Origin of the sequence: Xenorhabdus bakwenae (assembly GCF_030272115.1) — a bacterium.
GTDB classification, from domain to species: domain Bacteria; phylum Pseudomonadota; class Gammaproteobacteria; order Enterobacterales; family Enterobacteriaceae; genus Xenorhabdus; species Xenorhabdus bakwenae.
Map to the genome: position 1 here is coordinate 2,958,078 of NZ_CP119194.1, position 23,371 is coordinate 2,981,448.

The 23,371-nt window shown below is 43.4% G+C and carries 19 protein-coding genes and 1 pseudogene; 13 read left to right on the forward strand and 7 right to left on the reverse strand.

Annotated features, from left to right (window positions below):
• Nucleotides 1–327: 327 nt before the first annotated feature.
• A pseudogene (locus PXH59_RS14925) lies at nt 328–964 on the reverse strand (AAA family ATPase); the annotation flags it as partial.
• A 136-nt stretch (nt 965–1,100) separates the two neighbouring features.
• Between PXH59_RS14925 and fdhD the strand changes: the two are divergent.
• From fdhD to PXH59_RS14945, 4 genes are all read left to right on the forward strand, one after another.
• A complete protein-coding gene (gene fdhD / locus PXH59_RS14930) occupies nt 1,101–1,946 on the forward strand; it encodes a formate dehydrogenase accessory sulfurtransferase FdhD (RefSeq protein ID WP_285808983.1) in 846 nt (281 codons plus the stop codon).
• 253 nt (nt 1,947–2,199) lie between these two features.
• Nucleotides 2,200–2,925, forward strand: coding sequence for a Slam-dependent surface lipoprotein (locus PXH59_RS14935; protein WP_047771524.1), 726 nt, complete (start codon nt 2,200–2,202; stop codon nt 2,923–2,925).
• A gap of 286 nt (nt 2,926–3,211) precedes the next feature.
• Nucleotides 3,212–3,931 (forward strand): Slam-dependent surface lipoprotein, encoded by a 720-nt coding sequence (locus PXH59_RS14940; RefSeq protein ID WP_047771523.1) that lies wholly within the window; start codon nt 3,212–3,214, stop codon nt 3,929–3,931.
• Nucleotides 3,932–4,079: 148 nt separating this feature from the next.
• Nucleotides 4,080–5,588 carry a surface lipoprotein assembly modifier gene (locus PXH59_RS14945; protein ID WP_285808985.1) on the forward strand — a complete coding sequence of 503 codons (1,509 nt, stop codon included), beginning with the start codon at nt 4,080–4,082 and terminating at the stop codon, nt 5,586–5,588.
• On the opposite strand, the gene PXH59_RS14950 is transcribed toward PXH59_RS14945, so the two are convergent.
• The gene (locus PXH59_RS14950) at nt 5,585–6,349 is read right to left on the reverse strand and encodes a transferase (protein WP_285808986.1); all 765 of its coding nucleotides are present in this window, start codon (nt 6,347–6,349) and stop codon (nt 5,585–5,587) included. The genes PXH59_RS14945 and PXH59_RS14950 overlap by 4 nt on opposite strands.
• 567 nt (nt 6,350–6,916) lie before the next feature.
• On the opposite strand from PXH59_RS14950, the gene PXH59_RS14955 reads away from it, so the two are divergent.
• The 7 genes from PXH59_RS14955 to PXH59_RS14990 all read left to right on the forward strand — a co-directional run bounded on the left by PXH59_RS14955 (nt 6,917) and on the right by PXH59_RS14990 (nt 16,146).
• On the forward strand, nt 6,917–7,657 hold the full coding sequence (locus PXH59_RS14955) for a Slam-dependent surface lipoprotein (protein WP_047771520.1): 741 nt from the start codon (nt 6,917–6,919) through the stop codon (nt 7,655–7,657).
• Between the two features lie 92 nt (nt 7,658–7,749).
• Nucleotides 7,750–9,225: a surface lipoprotein assembly modifier gene (locus PXH59_RS14960; RefSeq protein ID WP_285808988.1), complete on the forward strand. Its 1,476-nt coding sequence runs from the start codon at nt 7,750–7,752 to the stop codon at nt 9,223–9,225.
• 94 nt (nt 9,226–9,319) lie between these two features.
• Complete coding sequence (locus PXH59_RS14970) at nt 9,320–12,196, forward strand: TonB-dependent receptor domain-containing protein (protein ID WP_434223385.1); 2,877 nt, start codon at nt 9,320–9,322, stop codon at nt 12,194–12,196.
• A gap of 20 nt (nt 12,197–12,216) precedes the next feature.
• Nucleotides 12,217–13,038 (forward strand): TonB family protein, encoded by an 822-nt coding sequence (locus PXH59_RS14975; protein WP_285808990.1) that lies wholly within the window; start codon nt 12,217–12,219, stop codon nt 13,036–13,038.
• Nucleotides 13,039–13,307: 269 nt separating this feature from the next.
• On the forward strand, nt 13,308–14,090 hold the full coding sequence (locus tag PXH59_RS14980; protein WP_285808991.1) for a 2OG-Fe(II) oxygenase: 783 nt from the start codon (nt 13,308–13,310) through the stop codon (nt 14,088–14,090).
• Nucleotides 14,091–14,093: 3 nt separating this feature from the next.
• A complete protein-coding gene (locus PXH59_RS14985) occupies nt 14,094–14,813 on the forward strand; it encodes a hypothetical protein (protein ID WP_285808992.1) in 720 nt (239 codons plus the stop codon).
• Nucleotides 14,806–16,146, forward strand: a complete 1,341-nt coding sequence (locus PXH59_RS14990) for an MFS transporter (protein ID WP_047771129.1) — start codon at nt 14,806–14,808, stop codon at nt 16,144–16,146. Before PXH59_RS14985 ends, PXH59_RS14990 begins: the two co-directional genes overlap by 8 nt.
• Before the next feature lie 140 nt (nt 16,147–16,286).
• Here the strand turns inward: PXH59_RS14990 and mnmE are convergent, their stop codons facing one another.
• The 5 genes from mnmE to rpmH form a co-directional block, all read right to left on the reverse strand.
• Nucleotides 16,287–17,651, reverse strand: coding sequence for a tRNA uridine-5-carboxymethylaminomethyl(34) synthesis GTPase MnmE (mnmE, locus tag PXH59_RS14995; protein ID WP_285808993.1), 1,365 nt, complete (start codon nt 17,649–17,651; stop codon nt 16,287–16,289).
• A gap of 100 nt (nt 17,652–17,751) precedes the next feature.
• Complete coding sequence (yidC, locus tag PXH59_RS15000) at nt 17,752–19,368, reverse strand: membrane protein insertase YidC (RefSeq protein ID WP_285808994.1); 1,617 nt, start codon at nt 19,366–19,368, stop codon at nt 17,752–17,754.
• Between the two features lie 2 nt (nt 19,369–19,370).
• Nucleotides 19,371–19,631: a membrane protein insertion efficiency factor YidD gene (gene yidD / locus PXH59_RS15005; RefSeq protein ID WP_047771132.1), complete on the reverse strand. Its 261-nt coding sequence runs from the start codon at nt 19,629–19,631 to the stop codon at nt 19,371–19,373.
• Nucleotides 19,595–19,954: a ribonuclease P protein component gene (gene rnpA, locus PXH59_RS15010; RefSeq protein WP_047771133.1), complete on the reverse strand. Its 360-nt coding sequence runs from the start codon at nt 19,952–19,954 to the stop codon at nt 19,595–19,597. The genes yidD and rnpA overlap by 37 nt, the downstream gene beginning before the upstream one ends.
• A gap of 17 nt (nt 19,955–19,971) precedes the next feature.
• Nucleotides 19,972–20,112, reverse strand: coding sequence for a 50S ribosomal protein L34 (rpmH, locus tag PXH59_RS15015; RefSeq protein ID WP_004093983.1), 141 nt, complete (start codon nt 20,110–20,112; stop codon nt 19,972–19,974).
• Nucleotides 20,113–20,864: 752 nt separating this feature from the next.
• Between rpmH and dnaA the strand changes: the two genes are divergently transcribed.
• On the forward strand, nt 20,865–22,253 hold the full coding sequence (gene dnaA / locus PXH59_RS15020; protein WP_285808996.1) for a chromosomal replication initiator protein DnaA: 1,389 nt from the start codon (nt 20,865–20,867) through the stop codon (nt 22,251–22,253).
• 4 nt (nt 22,254–22,257) lie between these two features.
• The gene (gene dnaN, locus PXH59_RS15025; RefSeq protein WP_285808997.1) at nt 22,258–23,358 is read left to right on the forward strand and encodes a DNA polymerase III subunit beta; all 1,101 of its coding nucleotides are present in this window, start codon (nt 22,258–22,260) and stop codon (nt 23,356–23,358) included.
• Nucleotides 23,359–23,371: the final 13 nt, after the last annotated feature.

Below are 23,371 nucleotides of genomic sequence, written 5' to 3' on the forward strand. Positions count from 1 at the left end.
GATTTCATTATATTGACAATAAATAATTTAAATAAGATCAATCACTTTTATATAAATAAATACCATCAAGAATGAAAATAAAAAAGGTTAAGAATCATTGTTTATAAATAATTAACTGAATAAACGCACGAGTGACTATAAAATATACAACAAGATGTATGCACATGGTCTATAGTGCTAAATTAATTGCCCACCAAAAAGAATGAATTTCTCGCTTAATCAGCTTGTTTGTCTATTCAGAGCGCCACTGACGCGCTGCGCTTGTTCCCTTATTCATGCATCAGTATTTGCTGTTAACATTTTAGCGCCTCACTCATTCCTCACTTTTTAATCTTCATTATTCTGATTAATGATGCTGAGTTCCTGCCCGTTGCGGGTAATCAAGCCATCCTGCCCTAACTTGGTCAACCAGCGGCTGAAATTTTTCACATTCACGCCCATCGCTTTTAAATCATCACGCACAAGGGCAATGAATGCTACAAGGCTCTTTCAGAACGGTACGTGACCGAATACGCTGCCACAATGCTGTATGCTTATCGGTCTTATTGGAGACATGCACGATGTCCTCCTCTTCAACCGGATCGCGTGGCCTGTCAATCAAAACCAATGACGTAATATCCTCACCGTCTTTATCAGTAAAAAATTCAACCACACGCACGTCATAGGCTTTGGTTTCCTGCTCTTCGGCATCTTTCATTTTGGTGCAGGTAATAACCAGCGCGGCACGAAAAGCACTGGAACCCCTTGCAACCTTTACTTTCATCTTTGCCGGAATGGTGAACCACGAGAATGCTGCGCCTGTTTTGGCTTTCAGCTCGTCACAGCCCCGGACAAACGCACCCATATCTTTAGAACCATTCTCATCCGCACCCCCAAAACAGCGGGCAAGGGTGTCCAGAATAATCAGGCGTACCGGTTCGCCTGTTTCAGACTCAACCTGCAGGGTGGCGATCACCAGCTTATTCGCTGCCATTGATGACTCATTAACACACCGCCTAACAGGAATGCCGTGGGTGTATTTGCTTCTTATCAGGACACGGACTGGTAATATATTATCCACACAAACAGCATTATGAATCAAACTACTGGGGAATTCATTGATGAAAAATAAAAGGCCGGAAAATGAGTTAACTATGGAGAAAATCAATGGTGTTTCTCGCACCAATGTACAACAAAAAAATGCCAAACAAAGCGCCCCATTGGGCAGTCCAACGCCGGATTGGGTCGCTGAGGAAGTACCTGTTGCATTGATTTACAACGGTATTTCCCATGTCGTGATGATGACCAGCCCGAAAGATCTCGATCATTTTGCTATCGGGTTTTCCTTGTCAGAAGGGATCATCACGTCTCCACAGGAAATTCGGGGGATTGATTCGATAGTTAACTGCCACGGCGGCATTGAACTACATATTGAGCTTTCCAGCCGCCGTTTTGCGGAATTAAAAGAGCGCCGACGCAATATGGCCGGGAGAACAGGTTGCGGTATTTGTGGCACAGAACAACTCGCAGAGATCTTTCGCCCAATGACACCTCTGCCTTTCACCCAAACGTTTTCACTCTCTTACCTTGATATTGCACTTGCCCAATTACCGCATGTTCAGGAAATCGGCGCACTCACTGGTTGTACCCATGCGGCGGGTTGGATTGACCCAGAGGGCAAATTACTTGGTGGCTGCGAAGATGTTGGGCGCCATGTTGCACTGGATAAGTTGCTGGGAATGCGGGCAAAAACAGGCTGGCAACAAGGCGCTGTGTTGGTCTCCAGCCGTGCCAGTTATGAGATGGTGCAAAAATCAGCTAACTGCGGGGTCGAAATTTTATTTGCCGTTTCTGCCGCAACCTCACTCGCCATTGAGGTCGCACAGGAATGTAATCTGACGTTGATCGGATTTTGCAAACCAGGAAGAGGGACAGTGTATACCCATCCTCAACGGTTAGTGATTTAATTTAAGTAATGAAACAATCCGAAATTCATTCCACTATAAAAAATAAAATTAATTTCAATAAGTTGATTTTAAAATTTCGCAAGCAATGAAGAATAACAAACAATAAACATAATAATAACTTGTTATTTACAGCGCCATTTATCCAGCATACCTTTTATTTGCTGTGCATTTTTTGCGCATATTTTTCACACAAAAAGTTCAGGACGTTCTGATGACAGGATAATCAAATATTCAATACTCTGCGAGGTTTCCCATGAAAAAGGTCAATATATTAATCGCTATATTAAGTGTTCTCGGATTTACGACTACACAGGTTCAGGCAAAAGTTGGGTATGGTATCAGCCAGCAAGAAACCGACCCACATCTTATAATCGGAGAGGTAAACGGTGAACCTGCCCTGGGCGTCACGGTGGATGTAGCGATACTAGGAGGCCAATTATTTCCTGCCTCCGTACTGAAAAAGAAGGCCACGCTCGATAACAATGGCATCTATCACGTTGCATTCAATGGTAAAACATACAAAATAGAGAACCAATATATCGATATCGGTCAGGTTCCCAATACAGAAGTTTACTTTGGCGAATGGGCACAAAAAACACCCGATAAATCAGATGTTACTCATACTGCTTTTTACGCAGGCAAAGATGTGACAACCAATCTGCCAACGGGTGGCTCTGCAACCTATACGGTAAAAGGCCTAAGCCAGTATAGCGGCAAGAATCTCCTCTCCGGCAAACTCGTCGCAAACTTCGGGACCAAAAAATTGAATGGTTCACTGAGCAATAACTCACTCAATATTGGTATCAATGCCAATATCAATGGCAATGGCGGCTTTTCAGGTAAAGCCACAGCCAACGGTAGTACTAATGGAGTGACTGATGGAAAATTCTTCGGTAATTCCGCCTCCGCTCTGGCAGGGTATGCCAAATTTGATAGCGACAGAAACAAAGATACGGCTTTCGGCGGTGCTAAAGATTAATGATTAATTCCCCAAAAAACAGTGTCATTCAGGCACTGTTTTTTTCTTCATCTTTTTTACTACTCTTACCTTTTATTTCAAAGTATTAGATTCTGATTTACGTAAAACTTAATTTGCGCAATCAATGAATCTCAACAAACACAAAACATAATAATAACTTATCATTTACACCACTATTTATCCAGTATACATTTTATTCTCTGTATGTTTTTTGCGCAGAACTTCAAAAGTTATGGACTCTCTTATAACAGGATAACAAGACATTCAACACGCTGTGAGGCTACTTATGAAAAAGGTCAATATAGTAATCGCCATATTAGGCGTTCTCGGATTTACTACTACACAGGTTCAGGCAAAAGTTGGGTATGGTATAAGCCAGCAAGAAACCGACCCACATCTTGTAATCGGAGAGGAACATGGTGAACCTGCCCTGGGCATCACGTTGCCTACACTAAAAGGCGGATTATTTCCTGCCTCCGCACTGAAAAAGCGCGCCACGCTCGATAATAATGGCATCTATCATTACGAAGTGACTCAGGCAGCATGTGGTGCTGAGGATCAGTATGTCGATATCGGTCAGGTTCCCAATACAGAAGTTTACTTTGGCGAATGGGCACAAAAAACACCCGATAAATCAGATGTTACTCATACTGTTTTTTACGCAGGCAAAGATGTGACAACCAATCTGCCAACGGGTGGCTCTGCAACCTATACGGTAAAAGGCCTGAGCCAGTATAGCGGCAAGAATCTCCTCTCCGGCAAACTCGTCGCAAACTTCGGGACCAAAAAATTGAATGGTTCACTGAGCAATAACTCACTCAATATTGGTATCAATGCCAATATCAATGGCAATGGCGGCTTTTCAGGTAAAGCCACAGCCAACGGTAGTACTAATGGAGTGACTGATGGAAAATTCTTCGGTAATTCCGCCTCCGCTCTGGCAGGGTATGCCAAATTTGATAGCGACAGAAACAAAGATACGGCTTTCGCCGGTGCTAAAGATTAATGATTAATTCCCCAGAAAACAGTGTCATCTAGGCACTGTTTTCCTTTTCATCTTCTTTACCCTATTTATTTTCAAATTGTTTATTTCAAGCTGTTTATTTCAAACTTTTTATTTCAAATAAATAGGGACCTTATAAAGCGGGTTTGCTATGTCTGATCAAAAAAAAGTGATTGAAAAGAGAATATTTCCAATATTACTCATATTATTAATATTCATTCTGAACTCATTTCTCTCCCCAGCAGTTTGTGCCAATGAGGATATTAACCACAAAATTTGGCAAGAAACACGATATCATCAACAACACACCCAACAGAGAAATGAAGCCAGTTTAATTATACCAAACGCTATCTCTACAAAAGAGGTCACCTCATTGCCCGTCATTCCAGGACAAGAACTTAAGGGTGCAAATAATCTTAAGAAGATCAGTCAAGCGCTGTACCTTGCCATTAATTATCAGCAATGGCAAGACGTCAGACGTCTTATGCTGATTTATCAAAAAATTCCCGGGTATGATCCGTTTCTCATTGATTTTGCCCGGGGCGGCTTGGCTCGTATTGAAGGGAATTTAGCGCTTGCTACCTCTTATTATCAAAAAATCCTACGTCAAAAACCGAATTTTACCCGCATTAAACTGGAACTGGCTCGTCTTTATTTTGAAGATCACAAAAACCAAGAATCCGCGCAATTATTTAAAGAAATCAGTGAACAATATCAGTTACCAGAAATGGTATTGAAGAATATCGATAGTTATCTGGCGGCAGTAACCCAAAGAAATGGCTGGAACGGTTCGTTTTCATTAGGCTATATCTATGACGACAATATTAATATGTCACCAAACCAAAAACCGATCTGCCTGTTTTACAAAGAGGGAGCGTGCGTCGTTGAACGGAAAGTGCCTAAGCCTATCAAAGCATGGGGGGGAACTTACAACGCAACCTTAAACCGACGTTACCAACTTGCCGGCCATCACGGCGTTTTTGGCCGTGGTCTGATATATGGTGAAAATTATCGCAATGACCATGACGAAAATAAAAATATGTTCCAGCTGTTCAGTGGCTACAGTTATAAAAGCAAAAAACAGGATTTCTCCTTTGGCCCTCTGTTTGAATATCAACAGTATGCAGAAAATACCGGATACCATGCCATCGGCGCTAAAATGGAATGGCAGTGGGCAGTCAGTGAAGATACCACTCTCTATGCTGAACTTGGACATAAAAAATTAAGTTACAAACCGCGTTACAGTGAGAACGATAGCGAACTTTCCTCAGCCTATCTCAGCCTGTCTCACGCCATCAGTGAAAAATTAATTCTGTTTGGTGGTGGCAACTGGAGCTATCAGCATAATCGACAACCAACATCTCGTTATCAACAATGGGGAGTCAATGCGGGAATAGCAGGACAAATCTATCCCCATATTAATGGCTCGCTGTTTGTCACACTGAGGCAACAACGCTTCGGCGCTTACAGCCCGTTATTAGGTGCCAGACGTCAAGATAATGAGCAGATCTATACTGCTGCCATTAAATTCCCTGCTGCGAAGATATTGGGAATGACCCCTTCTTTAACTTTCCGCCATCGCCACAATCACAGTAATGTCAACTGGCTATACAGTTATGATAAAAACGAAGTACAGATACAGTTAGAGAAATATTTTTAATCCAGACTGTGGTACATCCACAAATTAGGCTCAATGTAATAAGCCATCTGCTTTTCAACATCTACCACTAATGGCACCAGGCCACCTGGAATGACGTATTCCCCGCTTTGCGGAAACTTCATGCCTGTCCATTCCTGCCACTGATCCAAAGTGCCGTAAATATCCATGGAGCGCAGGGCAGGCTTGATGATTTTGGCACCTATTCGGCAATGGGTACGGACCCACGGATCAAACGGTTCACCTTTGTCATTTTTCCACCCGCAATATTCGATGAAGTCTTGCAGGGGATATTGGCTTTTCAGACTCGGCCTGACAGGCACAACCAGCCCCTGCAACCGCTCATCTCTGGCAGTCTGTTTCAAGCTGTTAATCAATAAAGCCGGAATATTTTTCCCCCGAAACGCAGGATCAACCGTCACACTCAGGGCAGAAACCAGATTGGCTTGCACCTTTCCTTTAGCTCTCCCACCCGCATCAAATACCGCATCCCATCCTTCATCAGGTAATTGATCTAACGAATGATTTTCCCAAGGAAAAGGAATTGAGTTCAGTAAGCCAATAAGACGCTCTTCTTTTCCCTGTTGCAGAATGGCAAATTTTTGAAAGTGACTGAAACCAGGCTCATATAATTTATGCCAGTGTTGTTCAGCGACTGCATCATAATTCATAAACAGAGGCCAATTGTTATCAATAAGCTCCTCTACCTCATCACCAAGATCTGTCCTTTCTTCAGCAGACTGAATAATGATTTTTGCTTCCATAATGCATCTCCAATTAGGCTTTTTTCAGCCAGATAGATATATGAAAACTGATATACCCTTTATTCTTTTAGATAGCAGCTTCCTGCTACGCAGAAAATAAAGATATGAGTAAACATTTATTTGCTTGGTTCTTTGCGCTCAAATTTCACCATAACTCATTATTTTCCACAACAGGAGATGAATATTTCCCCCTATAAAATACATGTATTAACTTTATTTAATGATATGAGCAATAAAACAACCCCCATCAATTTAATTACATTGGAAAATTTTTTAATGCTAATTATATTGTTAATAACAAAATAACCTCAGTGAATAAAATCTACCAATCTCACATTTTCAAAAAAAAAGCAGATAGATCAAACCTTACCCAAAATGCAAAAAATAAAATAAAAATCAATAAAATAAAAAAAGATATTGACTAATAAACCCTATCATTAGTGAAACAAATAATAATAATTATCATTTACATTATCATTTGAACAGTGTACGTTTTTCTCGCGCAATAGATCAGGCCGTTTTTAAGATTGGGTAACGAGGGATCCCCCACTCCAAACGAGGATAATGATGAAAAAGTTAAACGTATTAATCGCCGCTTTAGGCACATTGGGATTGATGGCACAGGCTCAGGCAGAAGTTGGTTTTGGGCAGAGCCAGCAAGCAACTACACCACACATTAAGGTTGGCAAAACTCAGCCAAGTTTAGGGCCACACGGTGGCAAAGGCGATGAGCCTGGTATTGGTGTTAGTTCCGTTTATGGCGGCCAAATCACAGGCTTTGCTGGCTTGACTCGCATGGCTCCTGCTGACAGCAATGGTATTCATAATATCTCAATGGCGGGTGCACCAGGTTCTCACGGAGGTATGGGTGTATTCCATTTCAGTAAAGTTGCTAATGCGGATGTTTATTTTGGTGAATGGTCTCAAACCGGTAAAGCCGGGGATAGTACCCATACCGTTTACTATGCAGGCAAGGATATCACCACCAATATTCCAACCGACGGTACAGCAACTTACACGATAACAGGTATTAACCAGTACAGTGGTGACAATGCTCTGGCCGGTACATTTACCGCAGACTTCGGTGAGAAAACGCTGGTCGGTTCCATGGAAAATACCGCAATGACAATAAATATTGATGCGGATATTTATGATGATGCCAGTTTTGAGGGTGATGCCAAGAGCGGTACTCTTGATGGGATAACTCAAGGTCACTTCTTTGGTGATAGTGCTTCCAGCATTGCGGGATATACCACATTTGCTGATGACAATTCCAAAAATACCGCTTTCGGTGGTTCTAAACAGTAATCGTTAATTTTTCAGAGAACAGTGCCATTTTTGGCCTGTTCTCTGTTTTTATTTTATTCCTAATAACGTGAGCTTTGTGATCTGGTTTCCCGATGTCTGACAATAAAATTACGCCAATATTATCAACGGCACTGGTGGCGCTATGCCTCTCCCTACCCGTTTATGCCGATGAAGATACTCCACGAACAATCTGGCAAGAAGCACAGCATAATCAACAGGAAAATGAAACCAACCTGATTACGCCAGATCCTATTTTTGTTGAAAATAATGCTTCACTGATTGTTATTAATGGGCAAACGTTTCAGGTCGAAAACAATATTAATGATATCGGCCAAGCGCTATTCCTGGCTATTAATCATCAACAATGGTCAGATGTCAGACGCTTTCTGGCGGCTTATCAAAAATTGCCGGAACATGATGTTATGTTGGTCAATTTTGCTCAGGGTGGGCTGGCACGTTTTGAGGGAGATTTAGATCTCGCTGCTTATCATTATCAACAAGTTCTGAATCAACAGCCCGATTTTCCCCGTATCGAACTGGAACTGGCCCGCGTCTATTTTGAGGATCATAAAAATCGGGAAGCCGAGCAACTGTTTAGTGGATTATATAAAGCACAAAAGCTACCCGAAGTCGTATTGAAAAATATTAACAGCTATCTGGAAGCGATAGATCTGAGAAACGGTTGGCGCGGCTCTTTCTCAGCCGGTTACGCTTATAATGATAATGTGAATATGTCTCCTGATCAGGAAACTCCCCATTACGATTTTGATCTCATAAATCAAAGACGCTATAAAATGCAGGTGCCAAAGCCCATCAAAGCATGGGGTATGTCTTATGACGCAACATTAAGTCGGCGCTATCAACTTAGCGGCCATCACGGCATTTTCGGCCGTGGCCTGATTTACGGCGAAAACTATCGTGATTACCACGCTGAGAACGAAAATACTTTTCAGCTGGTTAGCGGATACAGCTATAAAAGCAAAAGTCACGATTTCTCTTTTGGTTCCTTATTTGAATATAAACAACGAGCAGGTGAACCCTATTACCGTGCGGCAGGCGCCAAAACAGAATGGCGATGGGCGTTCACGGCCAAAACAGCCATGAAGGTTGAATTAGAGCACAAACAGCTACGTCATCAGCCAAGTTTCCGCCGGAAAGATGGCAGCCTTACCACAGCCTACTTCACCCTGTTCCATTCCATTAGCAAAGACGTTGTCCTGTTTGGCGGCGGCGATTGGGTTTACCGCGACAACGACCTGTATGCCATGGATCGCTACCAGCAATGGGGAATTCGGACAGGGATTGCCGGACAGATCTATCCCGGAATCAACGGCTCACTGTTCGCCACACTGAAAAAACGTCATTTTGGCGCTTACAGCCCGATGTTGAATGCCACACGGCAAGATAATGAGCAGATTTACAGCGCTGTCATTAAAGTGCCCGCCGCTGAAATATGGGGCATGACACCTTCTTTCACTTTCCGCCATCGACGCAATCACAGCAATGTGAGTTGGATGTACAGCTATAACAAAAACGAAGTGCTGATCAGGCTGGAAAAATATTTTTAATCAAAATGGAGGCATCAATGGCATACCGAGTTAGAACCCAGTTCACCCCCATCACAATTGCATTGTCACTGGCATTGTCACTGGCTGCCCCCCCCTGTTTGCCGAATCCAAACCTACGGGCACCACCTCAAACAGCAAGACGGATCTGGGCAAGATCCGTGTCACGGATAACAGCGCTAAAGATGAAGAAGGTTACGATGCAGTCTATGACAAGGATATCGCCAATATATATATTGGCAAAGAACAGATAGAGCGCTACAAGGGTGCTTCTCCCGCCGATTTAATTAAAGGTGCTGTCGGTGTATATAGCGGTGATTCCCGCAATAGTGGTGCTCTGGATATCAATATCCGTGGCGTTCAGGGACAAGGGCGAATTCCCGTCACCATTGATGGTACAGAACAGGCGATTACCGTCGGGCGTGGTTATAATGGCGCCAATAACCGTAATTACATCGATCCAAACCTAATCAGTAGCATTGAAATCGAAAAAGGCCCTTCTCTGAACCGTAGAGTTAAAGGATCTATCGGTGGTGCAGTATCCATCAAAACATTGACCATTGATGATGTAGTGCCGAAAGGAGAAACTTTCGGCATCAATACTAAGCTGGAAACCAGTAGTAACTCAGTGAGAGAGCGTACACCGTCCCTACCATTGGGGCAGGACTACCGCGATATTCCTGATTTTATCCAAAATAAGATTGAAACCGATCCAGAGTTGCAGATTACGCCTCATTCATCGAAAGACAATAAACTGTTTGGCTTCAAAGATAATGCCTTCCGTCTCGCATTAGGAACACGGCAGGAATATTTTGACCTAATGCTGGCCTATGCATACCGTCGTCAGGGTAACTATTTTGCCGGAAAAGGTGGCGCCCATCGCTATGATGAACCCATTACGGAAAACGACAGGGAACTCATGAAGAATGTCAGGACAACGCTGGACCCCTATCTGCCTTTTGCTGCTCGTATCTATCGTCCCGGTAATGAAGTTCCCAACACTTCCAGTGAAATGCGTTCTGTATTAATTAAAAACAGTTGGCGTTTCACCCATAATCAAACATTACTATTAGGCTTTCGCAATACGCGCATGGAGTTCGGCGATATTATGCCTTCACGCCTGGGCTGGATTAAGCCCGAAGAAAATAAAGTTCCTCAATGGCCATTAGCGAAAGTTCATCAGCAAGCAGCCAACCTGAGCTATAAATGGCAGCCTGAGAATAACCCCTATATCGACTTCGACATGAACTTATGGACAACTCGCACCACCAGCAATACCAACACCGCCGGAGGATATCCGCGCTCCCCTGTCGACAGAGACTGGCGTTGGGAAGATGGTATTGGCCGCAGAAACGCCAATATCGATGGCACATTGATCAATACCGCTCTCACCCATTCTCAAAACAATCGTTGGGGTGTCGATCTTTCCAATAAATTTACCCTACACCCGAGCTTAGAGTTGACCTTAATGGGGAATTTCCAACGGGAACGCCTCGATTCCAATGATAATTATAATTCAACTAACCTATATTTCTTCCAGTCACCGGCACGGAAAGGACAACGTCAGGAAATCAACCTCGCCTTTAACTTTAACTGGCAGCCCGCTTCATGGCTGGAGTTGAATGCTGGAGCCAAACGTGTTTCTTATTGGTCCCAAGACGATTTGCTTAATGAACGGCGTGTCGTAAGAGATAACAATTATCAGAAACAACGGGAAACCATTGGCCATGAAATGAGTTATTACCAAACACCGACAGTCGAAGAATCTGAGTATCTCAAGAAAAGATTGCATGGAAAATTGAGCCGAAAAGAACGCAAGGAATTGACTAATAAATTAAAAGAAATAGGTTTATCAACTAACCCTATTCTTGATCGTGATGGGCAACAACAACGCTATATGGTTCTAAAAAAATTCACTTGGAAATACGATCCTAGCAATGGCAGGCTCAGTAAAAGCGGTAACCCCTATTTCAATGGCCAATTAAACATGAATGAAAAGGTTATTGATCCAATAAGCGGCAAAGAAGTCTATAAATATGAATACGATGCGGGAGCTGACGCTAATGGCGTACCTGGCCCTGATGTTAACGATCCCTGGGAACCTGCTCCAAAACGTAAGGATCACGCTTGGGCACCCACTTTCTCTGCTACAGCCTATGTCACTGACGATTTCCGTATCTACGCCCGCTATGCCGAAGCGGTAAGAATGCCCAGTATTTTTGAAGATACCGTCGGTTTTTCAGGCTCTAAAACCAACCAAATAGGTTATAAGTTCAAGCCTGAGCGTGCCAAAACTGCGGAAGTCGGCTTAGTCTACGATTTCAGCCAATTAGTCGACGCTGAACGCCATGCCGATATCAAACTTTCCTATTACAACACCCTCATTGAGAATGTGTTCGACAGGGACACTACCTATAAATTCTCTCAATTGGACAAACAGAAACTGGCAGGTTTGGAACTCCAGGCACGTTATGACAACGGTGGCTTCTTTGCCGAGATGGGGTTGGTTTACAACATGAAAAATAAGGTATGTGACAGTAATTCTGCCATGAGGCTGGATTCCCAGAATCGTTATGGCATACCTGAATGTATTGACGGCGGTTTCCCTGGCGGTTTTTTACGCACCTCTATCCAGCCTAAATACTCAGCTAACCTGTCCGTTGGCGGCCGCCTGTTTGATGAAAAACTGGAGCTAGGCAGCCGAATGCTCTATCACAGCAAAGCTGAAAACAAAGATGAAAAATGGCTGATGAGTGCCTTGCCCGATATTTATGAGGGGCAATCCAATAACCCAATGCGCTGGAATCCGGTGTTTACGGTTGATGCCTATATCAGCTATCAAATCACTCCGGCTATCTCCGTAGAGTTGACTGGCACAAACCTCACTAACCGCTACTATCTCGATCCGCTAACGCGTTCGATGATTCCAGCACCGGGCAGAACCTTTAAACTCAGCCTGACCAGCCAGTTTTAGAGACTTGATTCGAGGATCGTATGACCAACACAGCCATATTAGACAATCCAGCCATCTGTTTTCCACTGATGCCCAGAAGGAGAGTACTGGGTGGTATCCTGATCGCTATTTTATTGCATACCAGTCTGATATGGCTGTTTAACCGACATGCTTCATATGATGATGACACGGCACCTCATATCAACAATAACGCTTCTACTATGGGGCTATCTATAACGATGGTTGCCGCCCCATTGTGGGAAAACAAGCCGGAGCCTGTTTCTCCTCCCTCCCCACTTTTGACGGCACCGGAATCACCAACAAAACCGGAACTCGTACTGGATAAAGCCATTCACCCTGAAAATAAGATAGCAAAACCGCCAGAAGCCGATAAACCTAAGAAACGCCAAAAGCAGCAGAAAGAAAAACCGCAAAAAGTGGCAGCAAAGAAACCCACCCAATCACCACAGGTACAGAAAGACAATCAGACAGAGCAGGCAACGCATGGTAGCGATCAGGTTAATTCAGAAGGCAATATGAGCCGCGCGGCAACATCAAAACCTTTGGTGGGGCAAGGAAATAGCGAAGTGGACAATTACTATGCAAGACTGCGGCAAGAAATTGAACGCCATAAACGCTATCCCCGCAAAGCAAAAAGAATGAAACAACAAGGTATAGTCACAGTTAACTTTACCCTGCTGGATGACGGCACATTAACCGCTGCCAAAGTAGTGAATTCCTCCGGCAATAGCACACTGGATAATGCCGCCCTCGATGCTATCAATCATGCCAATTCAGTTGGCTCCATACCAGCGGGTATAGAGCCTAATGTCATGCTGACACTTGATTTTACATTGAGGTAAATCCAACAAGGCCATTAAAATAAGTTTTTAAAATCGTAGATCATGACTAAATAAATTATTAAACCTATCACTTTCTTAAAGTTAAACAACATAATGAAATTTTAAAAAAATATAAAGCAATTCACCATAACTCAAAGAAAAATAATTTTTTTATTTTAACTCCCTGTTATTTTTGTTTTTAATAAAAAGTTATAAATAAAATGTTATTTGTTTAATTTTGGTTTAATTTTTGTTTAATATTATTTTCTCCGTTTTCATAAGGAGATAGTATGGGCAAAGTAATAGAAGTTGATGTGAAGTCCCTAACAGGTAACCACCTATGTTCACTATGTACTGGGGATGCTTTAGCGATAAGGATACCTAATTTTGTTCAAATTTCAGCCACTGAGAGGGCAAAAGAAAAATTATTCCTTCATCAGGATAAAGGCGCTCTCGGACATGCCCGGGAGTTTACCCGACTTGGTATAGCTTATGCTGAGATAAAGACAGACGAAATAAGGCAAGAATATCACCAACAAGCAATAAAAAACATCCAACGGATACGTGATATATTTGGTGAATTAGCTTCACCAATAGAGCATTTCAGAACATTATTAGATGATATTTGGCCAGAAGGTGCTCATTTATTAGCAGTTAAAAAACAAAAATGTTTTGTCGGTGTTTGCCGCTATCTTACTCCAAATGTTGATCTTGAACCTCATATTGATAGTTTAGAATGGACACTTCCTCCTGATACTGATTGGACATTACAATACCAACTTTCCGCCAATATCTACATGCAGGTTCCTGATCACGGAGGAGAACTCGAAATGTGGAACATTCAACCTAGTGCTTTAGAGTATGAACGCCTGAAAGGAACACGGCATTATGGTATTAATCGCCACGACATGCCTACACCTGATTTAGTAATAAAACCAAAACTACGTGATTTAATAATATTAAATCCTCGTTTCATCCATGCCGTTCGCCCAGTTAAAGAGCAAGATCGTATAACGCTTAGTTCTTTTATTGGAGTGATATCTGAAAATGATCCGTTAGTTTATTGGAGTTGAGAAATGTACAAAGTTTCATTACAAGCACAAGGTAAATTTAAAGCTAATCATTATATAGATAAGACAGTGCTTCTACTTATCAGTGTGGGAAAAGAATATCATGAGGGAGAAAAAATTTCTGCAACAATAGATAAAATAAATCAATCTGGTTTTGGTAAATGTATCATTGCTGTAGCAGACTCTTTACAACGACATAACTATAGTACTGGCACAGCTAGTGATAACTACCAATACAGTTTGACAAAAGGAAATGAATGGCTTAAGAATAATGCAGGGACGCTGTCTAATCTAAAAATACCTAATGAAATTATTCGCTGGGATGTCTATCTTAAACGTGAAGACTATAAATATTACTATGACCGTATTTTGAATGAATATTATTCCAATGAACACTATCGTTCATGCATTAATGAAACTATCAATGTATTTGCAGAAAGAAATAATATTAAATATGGAACAGCAGAATATGAAGGTACTTTTTATCGATCACTCTTTTATATTCTAGAAGAATGTCCTGTCATTATGCCAATGTGGGCCAATGATGATATCAACTTCATCATTTATCCGAAACAAATGACTGCCGCAATGCGTAAAACCAGAGAGATTTTTGTTGAAAAATCACATAATGAGTATGTTAACTGGCTCTCTTTAAAATTTAAGAAAAAATCTCAATTTTATGAAGATCCTATTGATACAGAGCAAAAGGAGCTAGTAAATGAGTGAGTCAGTCATTGTAACCCGAAAATATACCGGATTAATCGGAATATGTATTGCAAGTTTTCTTGGATGTATAGATCTCACCGTTGTGAATACCATTATCCCTGCAATTGGACGTGAATTTAATACCTCGTTGAGGGAAACACAATGGGTTACTTCTATATTTATGATAGCTCTTTCCGCTTTTATGGTTCCGGTCGGGACATTGGCTGATAGTCGCGGGCGCAAAAAAATATTATTGTGGGGATTAATACTGTTTGGCGCAGCCTCATTACTTGTTGGCCTCGCAACAAACCTTGCCGCCATCACTACCTTTAGGTTTATTCAAGGGATTGGTTGTGCAATTCTCTATACTGTTTCTGGTGCTATTATTTCCTATTTATTTGATGAACATGAACAGGGAAAAGCTCTTGGTATCTTATTTGGGATTAACGGACTAGGGCTTGCAATAGGCCCAATTATCGGTGGATTATTTGCAGGTATAGTAGATTGGCGTTACGCATTCTTGATAAATATTCCTTTTATCATTATTAGTTTTATTCTATGTGCCTGGTCTATACCCGAATATAAAACCGAAAAAGTGAAAAAACTGGATATACTCGGTTGTATTCTCCTGATCATTTTTCTAATAAGTTTAGTCAGTTATTTCTCTTTGGATGGAAATGCCCTGCAACAATGGAGCCTATTGGCTATAGCAGTTATAGCATTGTTTATCTTTATATGGCATGAGTTAAAAACACCAGAACCCATTGTTGAATTCCATTTTTTCCGCAAAATGCGTTTTGTTTCTGCACTACTTGCAACCTTTTTTCTTGCTTTTTTCTATTGCACAGTGCTGCTGACATTACCTATGTTTTTCGCAGGACAATTGGGGAAAAATGATATCGAGATAGGTCTGTTCTTGCTACCTGCCACAGTCATGTTTGCCTTAACGTCTCCGTGGGTAGGTAACCGCAGTGAAAAATTTGGCCCGCAACGAGTCATTTTAGTCGGTTTGTTACTGTTTGTAGCTGCTGCTACTTTCCTCGCATTCGCCTCAACACAGGTCAATGCTTGGTGGTTCATTATCCCACTATTGTTATTTGGTATGGGATGGGGATCAATTCTTGGACCGTCAACATTAATTGCATTGAATTCCCTGCCTCGTGAACAAGCGGCTGTTGCCATGGGAACTTCATGGACTATTCATAATGTAGGGGGAGCTTGTGGTATCGCTTTTGCTGTATTTTTGTTAGCTCGCTTCAATACCTTGATCCAGGGTTATCAAGCCCTGATGTTATTTTTGGCTGGACTTGCATTAGCCTTTACTTTCATCTGTTATTTTCTCAATCGAAAATAATCTCAGTGGCGAGCTATGGAAAAATAAAGGGTTATAAGATTAATGACAAAGCGCTGGTTTTTTTATCCAGCGCCTTACTTTCATCAGATTTTATTCACGCAGTAGCAGAAGAGCCTCCCAAGCGGACTTTATTTGTCATCTTACTTCCCAATACAAAAACTGGAAAAAATCCGCCCAAGTAAATCATCGGAAGTAAATTCACCGGTGATTTCACTTAGAGCTTGCTGTGCCAAACGCAGTTCTTCTGCTAACAGTTCCCCTGAACGGGCAAAGACGAGCTGTTGATGGCCTTCCTGCAAATGTTCTGCTGCCGTGCTCAATGCCTGCAAGTGACGACGACGGGCAAGAAAACCACCTTCTGTATTGCTGTTGAAACCCATCGTCTTTTTTAGGTGATCACGCAGAAAACCGACACCTTCCCCATCGCGGGCAGAAAGGCGAATTAAGGTATAGTTACTGACTTCTGTAACACCCGTTTTTTCCCCCGTCATATCTGTCTTATTACGAATGATGGTAACCGGCAGCGATTCTGATAGCTTAGCCATAAATTCAGGCCAGATTTGTGCAGGCTCAACGGCATCGGTTGTCGTACTGTCTACCATAAACAGTACCCGATCCGCCTGCTCAATTTCCTGCCATGCCCGCTCAATACCAATACGTTCCACTTCATCACTGGCTTCGCGTAATCCTGCCGTATCAATCACATGCAGCGGCATTCCATCAATATGGATATGTTCACGCAAAACATCGCGCGTTGTTCCTGCAATATCAGTCACAATCGCAGCTTCACGGCCTGCCAGTGCATTAAGCAAACTGGATTTACCCGCATTCGGACGCCCTGCAATCACGACTTTCATGCCTTCGCGCAACAAACTGCCCTGACGCGCCTGTGAACGAACGTGCTCAAGGTCTGCGATCACGTCATCCAACTTGGCTTCTATCTTGCCATCGGAAAGAAAATCAATCTCTTCATCTGGAAAATCAATCGCGGCTTCAACGTAGATCCGCAAGTTAGTCAGCGCTTCCACCATTTCATGGACTTGGCTAGAGAATGCACCTTGCAGGGAATTCATCGCGGAACGTGCGGCCTGTTCAGAGCTGGCGTCGATCAAATCCGCAATGGCTTCTGCCTGTGCCAGGTCAAGTTTATCATTGAGAAAAGCTCGTTCAGAGAATTCACCCGGGTTGGCAATACGTACACCGGAAATCGCCAGAATACGCTTTAACAGCAAATCCAGAATAACCGGCCCACCGTGCCCTTGAAGTTCCAGAACATCTTCCCCCGTAAATGAATTAGGGCCGGGAAAGTAAAGTGCAATACCTTGATCAAGCACAGAACCATCGGTATCACGGAAGGGCAGGTAATCGGCATAACGCGGTTTTGGGAGTTTACCCAATACCACCTCAGCAACTTCCGCAGCTTTATGGCCAGAAATACGCAGAATGCCTACACCGCCTCGTCCCGGAGGAGTGGCCTGAGCGACTATCGTATCGGTGGTATTCATGAAATTCTCTCTTTCGACCTAGGTTTGTTATCTTTCAAAACTAAAATAATAAAGGCGGCCAATGACCGCCTTCCACTTATATTTTATATTTTTTTAACAGCTATTTTTTCTCGCGGGTATGTAAACCACGTTTTTCCAGACTGCGGAAAATAACTTGTTGCTGGATAATGGTAACCAGGTTACTGACGATGTAGTACAGCACCAGACCAGACGGGAACCACAGGAAGAAAACCGTGAACACAACAGGCATATAGGTCATGATTTTCTGCTGCATTGGATCAGTCACGGTAGTCGGTGACAGTTTCTGGATAACAAACATGGTCACACCCATCAGCAATGGCAGGATGTAGTAAGGATCTTGAGCAGACAAGTCATTAATCCAGCCAATAAATGGGGCATGGCGCAGCTCAACAGAACCCATCAGCATGTAATACAATGCCAGGAAGATTGGCATCTGGATCACCAGAGGCAAACAACCACCCAGCGGGTTCACTTTTTCTGTCTTATACAGCGCCATCATTTCCTGGCTCATGCGCTGGCGGTCATCACCAAAACGCTCACGCATTGCCGTGATTTTTGGCTGCAACAGACGCATTTTCGCCATTGAGGTGTATTGCGCCTTGGTCAGCGGATACATGATACCGCGCACGATAAAGGTAATCGCAATAATAGAGAAGCCCCAGTTACCGATGAATTCATGCAGGAATTTCAGCAACTTGAATAACGGCTGGGAAATAAACCACAACCAACCGTAATCCACGGTCAGATCCAGATGAGGTGCAACCTCTGCCATTTTGTCCTGAATTTCAGGGCCAACCCACAGGGTAGAAGAGATATTCTGCTGGCTGTTCGGCGCAATATTGATGTCTTCACCTTTGTACCCGATGATCGCCATTTTTTGGTTTTTCAGGTCTTTGGTATAGAAAGTACTGGTTTTGCCTTCTCCCGGAACCCACGCCGTGGCGAAATATTGCTGGAGCATTGCTACCCAGCCGCCTTTTGTGGTCACGGAAAGCGCTTTACTTTCAATATCATCAAATTTGTATTTTTCGTATTTTTCTTCATCAGAAGAGTAAGCAGCGCCACGATAAGTATGCAGAGCAAAGTTGTTGCTGCCAGTATCACGATGTTTTGGCAGTTCAACGCTCTGTTTCAACTGACCAAAAAACGCCATCTGCAAGGGTTTATCAGTGACGTTATTGACGTTGTAATCAACAGAAACTGCATAGTCGCCCCGTTTTAAAACGAAGGTTTTGACATAAACAACGCCGTCCGGCGCGGTATAAGTCATTGGAATACGCAATTCATTCTGACCATCGGCCAAAACAAAACTATTCTGAGTGGCATGATAAAGCGGGCGTTCAGCTTGATTATCGGGACCATGGATACCCGTTAATCCACTTTGAGCCTGATAAGTGAATTCAGGGGTTGTTTCCAGCAATTTGAATGGGGTTTTGGAACCGAGAGTATCAGGATAGGCCAGCAGATCAGCCTCCTCGATATCACCGCCACGGGTATTGATGTGCAATGACAGCACATCCGTTTTCACGGTGATCAGTTTACCTTGCCCACTGCTTGCTTCGCTACTCAGCGTAGTATTTGCTTGCTGCGTGATCTGGGCCGTTGGTTGTGGGTTTTTATCATTTTCCCACGCCTGCCAGACCAAGAACGAAACAAACAGCAGAGCGATGAGAAGAAGATTGCGTTGCGAATCCATCGTTAATGTTCTCTGTTATCGTCATTTTTTTTAGGTGGGACAGGATCATCACCACCTTCGTGTAAAGGGTGGCATTTTAATACGCGTTTCACTGTTAACCAACTGCCTTTTATCATCCCAAACCTGCGCAATGCCTCTATGCCATAGTGGGAACAGGTAGGATTGAAACGACAACGAGGCCCCAGCAGTGGACTAATCACTAACTGGTAACCCCGAATTAAAGCAATCAGGAGGCGCGAGCCAAGCGACAGTGACGACGCCATAATTTGCCCAAAGCTTCCGTTAGCTCACGGTTATCAAGCTCAGAGACCCCTTTCCTCACCAAAACCACAAAATCCATTGGAGGCAATTTATGTTGGTTTAAACGAAAACTTTCACGAGCCAGTCGCTTGATACGATTACGCTCATGGGCGCGTTTAACATTTTTTTTGGCGACGGTTAGACCGATGCGGGGATGCCCCAGCTCATTCAAGCGCGCAAGGATTGTTATCTCTGCGGAGCTTGCCCGTTGCGGCTGCTGGAAAACATACGTGAAATGCTCGGGAGTTAACAAACGTAACTCCCTCGGAAAAGCGAGCTTAACCACTGGATTGGTTAGCTTTATTACTTAGAAACAGTCAGACGAGTACGGCCTTTCGCACGACGGCGAGCCAGAACCTGACGACCATTTTTAGTGGCCATACGTGCGCGGAAGCCGTGAGAACGGTTACGCTTCAGTACGGATGGTTGAAAAGTGCGTTTCATAGCGATTTCTACCTAGCTTAAAATTTGTTACTGATTCAGCAAATGCGTTGGCGACCAGTGAGAATAAAGTAGACACCGATGCCTCAGTCGCAACATCAATATATAGAAAGAGGCAGGATTGTAATAAAATGTACTCCCCCTCGTCAATCTAAGATGACACGAGCCTGACCGCCCCCCTGTCGGATTTTTTTATTTCAATCAATCACAGACAGGTCAGACTTTTGCTACCCGAAGTGCTAACCCCAAATCCTCACCAGACCTAACCGGAAAAAATCATTGGCATAACACGCAGGGTGCAAGATTATACGGACTGTGTAATAAAGCGCAAGGATCATACACCTATCGTTGCATTCTTATTGCGCGATCGTAACACCATCAGCATATTGAATTTCAAACGATAGCTAAATGAAGTTTGCTATATGCCATGATTACACTACAGTATCTCTTGCGGGCCTACATATTCTGCAAGTACCAAAAAGCGTGGTGATCTCCCTGTGGATAAAAAGCGTCAAAGCTGTGTAAAAGAATGAGGATTTGTGTCGTCTTTTGCGTTATGATCGTTGATCCCGATCCCAGTCTCTCTATATACAGATTATGTGGATCTTTGGGGAGCGATGATGTTAAAAATCGCCACAAGGTACGTGCTCTGTTCCTCGTCACATGAGAAACAGAGAGGAATAACACCTTGTGCCCTATATAACGTATCTTTTATTCCGGTTTCTTTTATTAGTCTTGTTTTAGGGGAGTTCGCCGTGTCACTTTCGCTTTGGCAGCAATGTCTTGCCCGATTGCAGGATGAGTTACCTGCCACAGAATTCAGTATGTGGATACGACCCCTTCAGGCAGAACTGAGTGATAACACTTTGGCTCTCTATGCCCCCAACCGTTTTGTGTTGGATTGGGTGAGGGAGAAATATATTAATAATATCAATGTGTTATTAAATGATTTCTGTGGTCCTGAAGTACCTTTACTGCGTTTTGAAGTAGGAAATAAGCCTGTTTCACCAAACCAGTCTCCATCTCAGAAAATCATTACCAATATGCCGGTGGCTGCTGCGCCGTCCAGTCCATCAGTACGCCCAAGCTGGGACAACGCAAAAGCTCAACCAGAGTTATCCTATCGTTCCAACGTTAATCCCAAGCATACATTCGATAACTTTGTTGAAGGTAAATCCAACCAACTCGCCAGAGCTGCCGCCAGACAAGTGGCTGATAATCCTGGTGGCGCATACAATCCTCTGTTCCTTTATGGCGGAACCGGACTGGGCAAAACCCACCTTTTGCACGCTGTCGGCAATAGCATTATGGCCCGCAAGGCCAATGCAAAAGTGGTTTACATGCACTCTGAACGCTTCGTTCAGGATATGGTAAAAGCATTACAAAACAATGCGATAGAAGAATTTAAACGTTACTATCGCTCAGTGGATGCTCTACTGATCGATGATATTCAGTTTTTTGCCAATAAAGAGCGATCCCAGGAAGAATTCTTTCACACGTTCAATGCGCTGTTAGAAGGTAATCAACAGATTATTCTGACGTCAGATCGCTATCCGAAAGAGATAAATGGCGTCGAAGATCGGTTAAAATCCCGTTTTGGTTGGGGATTGACCGTGGCTATTGAACCACCGGAGCTGGAGACCCGCGTTGCCATTCTGATGAAGAAAGCTGATGAGAACCAAATCCAGTTGCCGGGGGAAGTGGCTTTCTTTATTGCTAAACGCCTGCGATCTAACGTTCGTGAACTCGAAGGCGCGTTGAATCGAGTCATCGCCAATGCCAATTTTACCGGCCGTGCGATTACTATTGATTTTGTACGCGAAGCATTACGTGACTTATTGGCTCTACAGGAAAAGCTGGTAACCATCGATAATATTCAGAAAACGGTGGCTGAATATTACAAAATCAAGGTTGCCGATCTGCTTTCCAAGCGCCGTTCACGCTCTGTTGCCCGTCCGAGACAAATGGCAATGGCGCTGGCAAAAGAGCTGACCAATCACAGCTTGCCTGAAATCGGGGATGCCTTTGGTGGACGTGACCATACAACCGTACTTCACGCTTGTCGTAAAATCGAACAACTGCGTGAAGAGAGTCACGACATCAAAGAAGATTTTTCTAACTTAATCAGAACATTGTCTTCCTAGCGCTATGAAATTTATCATTGAACGTGAGCAATTATTAAAACCTTTGCAACAGGTTAGCAGCCCCTTGGGGGGTCGCCCTACCCTGCCTATTTTAGGCAACTTATTATTGCAGGTAACAGAAGGTTCCCTGTTGCTGACGGGCACCGATTTGGAAATGGAAATGAAGGCTCGGGTGACACTGACCCAGCCACATGAACAAGGTGCAACAACTGTCCCCGCCCGTAAATTTTTTGATATCTGGCGTGGATTGCCTGACGGAGCAGAAATCAGTGTAGAACTGGATGGCGATCGCATTCTCGTCCGTTCGGGACGCAGCCGATTTTCACTCTCTACGTTACCTGCTTCAGATTTTCCTAATCTTGATGACTGGCAGAGTGAAGTTGAATTTTCTCTGCCTCAGGCCACACTGAAACGCCTGATCGAGTCTACCCAATTTTCCATGGCGCATCAGGATGTTCGCTATTACTTGAATGGTATGTTGTTCGAAACTGAAGGCGAAGAACTGCGTACCATTGCCACAGACGGCCACCGTTTGGCCGTTTGTTCCATGAGCATCGGGCAAAATCTGCCGTCCCATTCCGTGATCGTACCCCGCAAAGGCGTTATTGAATTAATGCGTCTGCTCGATGGCGGTGATAATCCGCTGCAATTGCAGATTGGCAGCAATAACATTCGTGCTCATGTTGGTGATTTTACCTTCACATCGAAGTTGGTTGATGGCCGTTTTCCTGATTATCGTCGCGTATTGCCCAAAAATCCCGATAAAACGCTGGAAGCCAATTGTGACATGCTTAAGCAGGCATTTTCGCGGGCCGCCATTTTGTCCAATGAAAAATTCCGTGGCGTTCGCATCTACTTGAGCGAAAATCAACTTAGAATTACCGCCAATAACCCAGAGCAGGAAGAGGCAGAAGAGATTGTTGATGTCAGTTATCAGGGCACTGAAATGGAAATTGGCTTCAATGTCAGCTACGTACTGGATGTTCTGAACGCATTGAAATGCGAGCAAGTCAGTCTCCTGCTAACAGATGCCACATCCAGCGTAAAAATTGAGAATTCAGCCAGTCAGGCTGCGACTTATGTCGTGATGCCAATGCGCCTGTAACAACATTAACTCA

Bases quoted from the DNA above. Each gene is read 5' to 3' on its own strand.
- PXH59_RS14945 (WP_285808985.1), top strand. From the start codon at position 4,080: ATGTCTGATCAAAAAAAAGTGATTGAAAAGAGAATATTTCCAATATTA.
- PXH59_RS14950 (WP_285808986.1), bottom strand. From the start codon at position 6,349: ATGGAAGCAAAAATCATTATTCAGTCTGCTGAAGAAAGGACAGATCTT.
- mnmE (WP_285808993.1), bottom strand. From the start codon at position 17,651: ATGAATACCACCGATACGATAGTCGCTCAGGCCACTCCTCCGGGACGA.
- yidC (WP_285808994.1), bottom strand. From the start codon at position 19,368: ATGGATTCGCAACGCAATCTTCTTCTCATCGCTCTGCTGTTTGTTTCG.
- rpmH (WP_004093983.1), bottom strand. From the start codon at position 20,112: ATGAAACGCACTTTTCAACCATCCGTACTGAAGCGTAACCGTTCTCAC.
- PXH59_RS14980 (WP_285808991.1), top strand. From the start codon at position 13,308: ATGGGCAAAGTAATAGAAGTTGATGTGAAGTCCCTAACAGGTAACCAC.
- PXH59_RS14985 (WP_285808992.1), top strand. From the start codon at position 14,094: ATGTACAAAGTTTCATTACAAGCACAAGGTAAATTTAAAGCTAATCAT.
- PXH59_RS14955 (WP_047771520.1), top strand. From the start codon at position 6,917: ATGAAAAAGTTAAACGTATTAATCGCCGCTTTAGGCACATTGGGATTG.
- PXH59_RS14960 (WP_285808988.1), top strand. From the start codon at position 7,750: ATGTCTGACAATAAAATTACGCCAATATTATCAACGGCACTGGTGGCG.
- fdhD (WP_285808983.1), top strand. From the start codon at position 1,101: ATGAAAAATAAAAGGCCGGAAAATGAGTTAACTATGGAGAAAATCAAT.
- PXH59_RS14935 (WP_047771524.1), top strand. From the start codon at position 2,200: ATGAAAAAGGTCAATATATTAATCGCTATATTAAGTGTTCTCGGATTT.
- yidD (WP_047771132.1), bottom strand. From the start codon at position 19,631: ATGGCGTCGTCACTGTCGCTTGGCTCGCGCCTCCTGATTGCTTTAATT.
- PXH59_RS14975 (WP_285808990.1), top strand. From the start codon at position 12,217: ATGACCAACACAGCCATATTAGACAATCCAGCCATCTGTTTTCCACTG.
- PXH59_RS14940 (WP_047771523.1), top strand. From the start codon at position 3,212: ATGAAAAAGGTCAATATAGTAATCGCCATATTAGGCGTTCTCGGATTT.
- dnaN (WP_285808997.1), top strand. From the start codon at position 22,258: ATGAAATTTATCATTGAACGTGAGCAATTATTAAAACCTTTGCAACAG.
- PXH59_RS14990 (WP_047771129.1), top strand. From the start codon at position 14,806: ATGAGTGAGTCAGTCATTGTAACCCGAAAATATACCGGATTAATCGGA.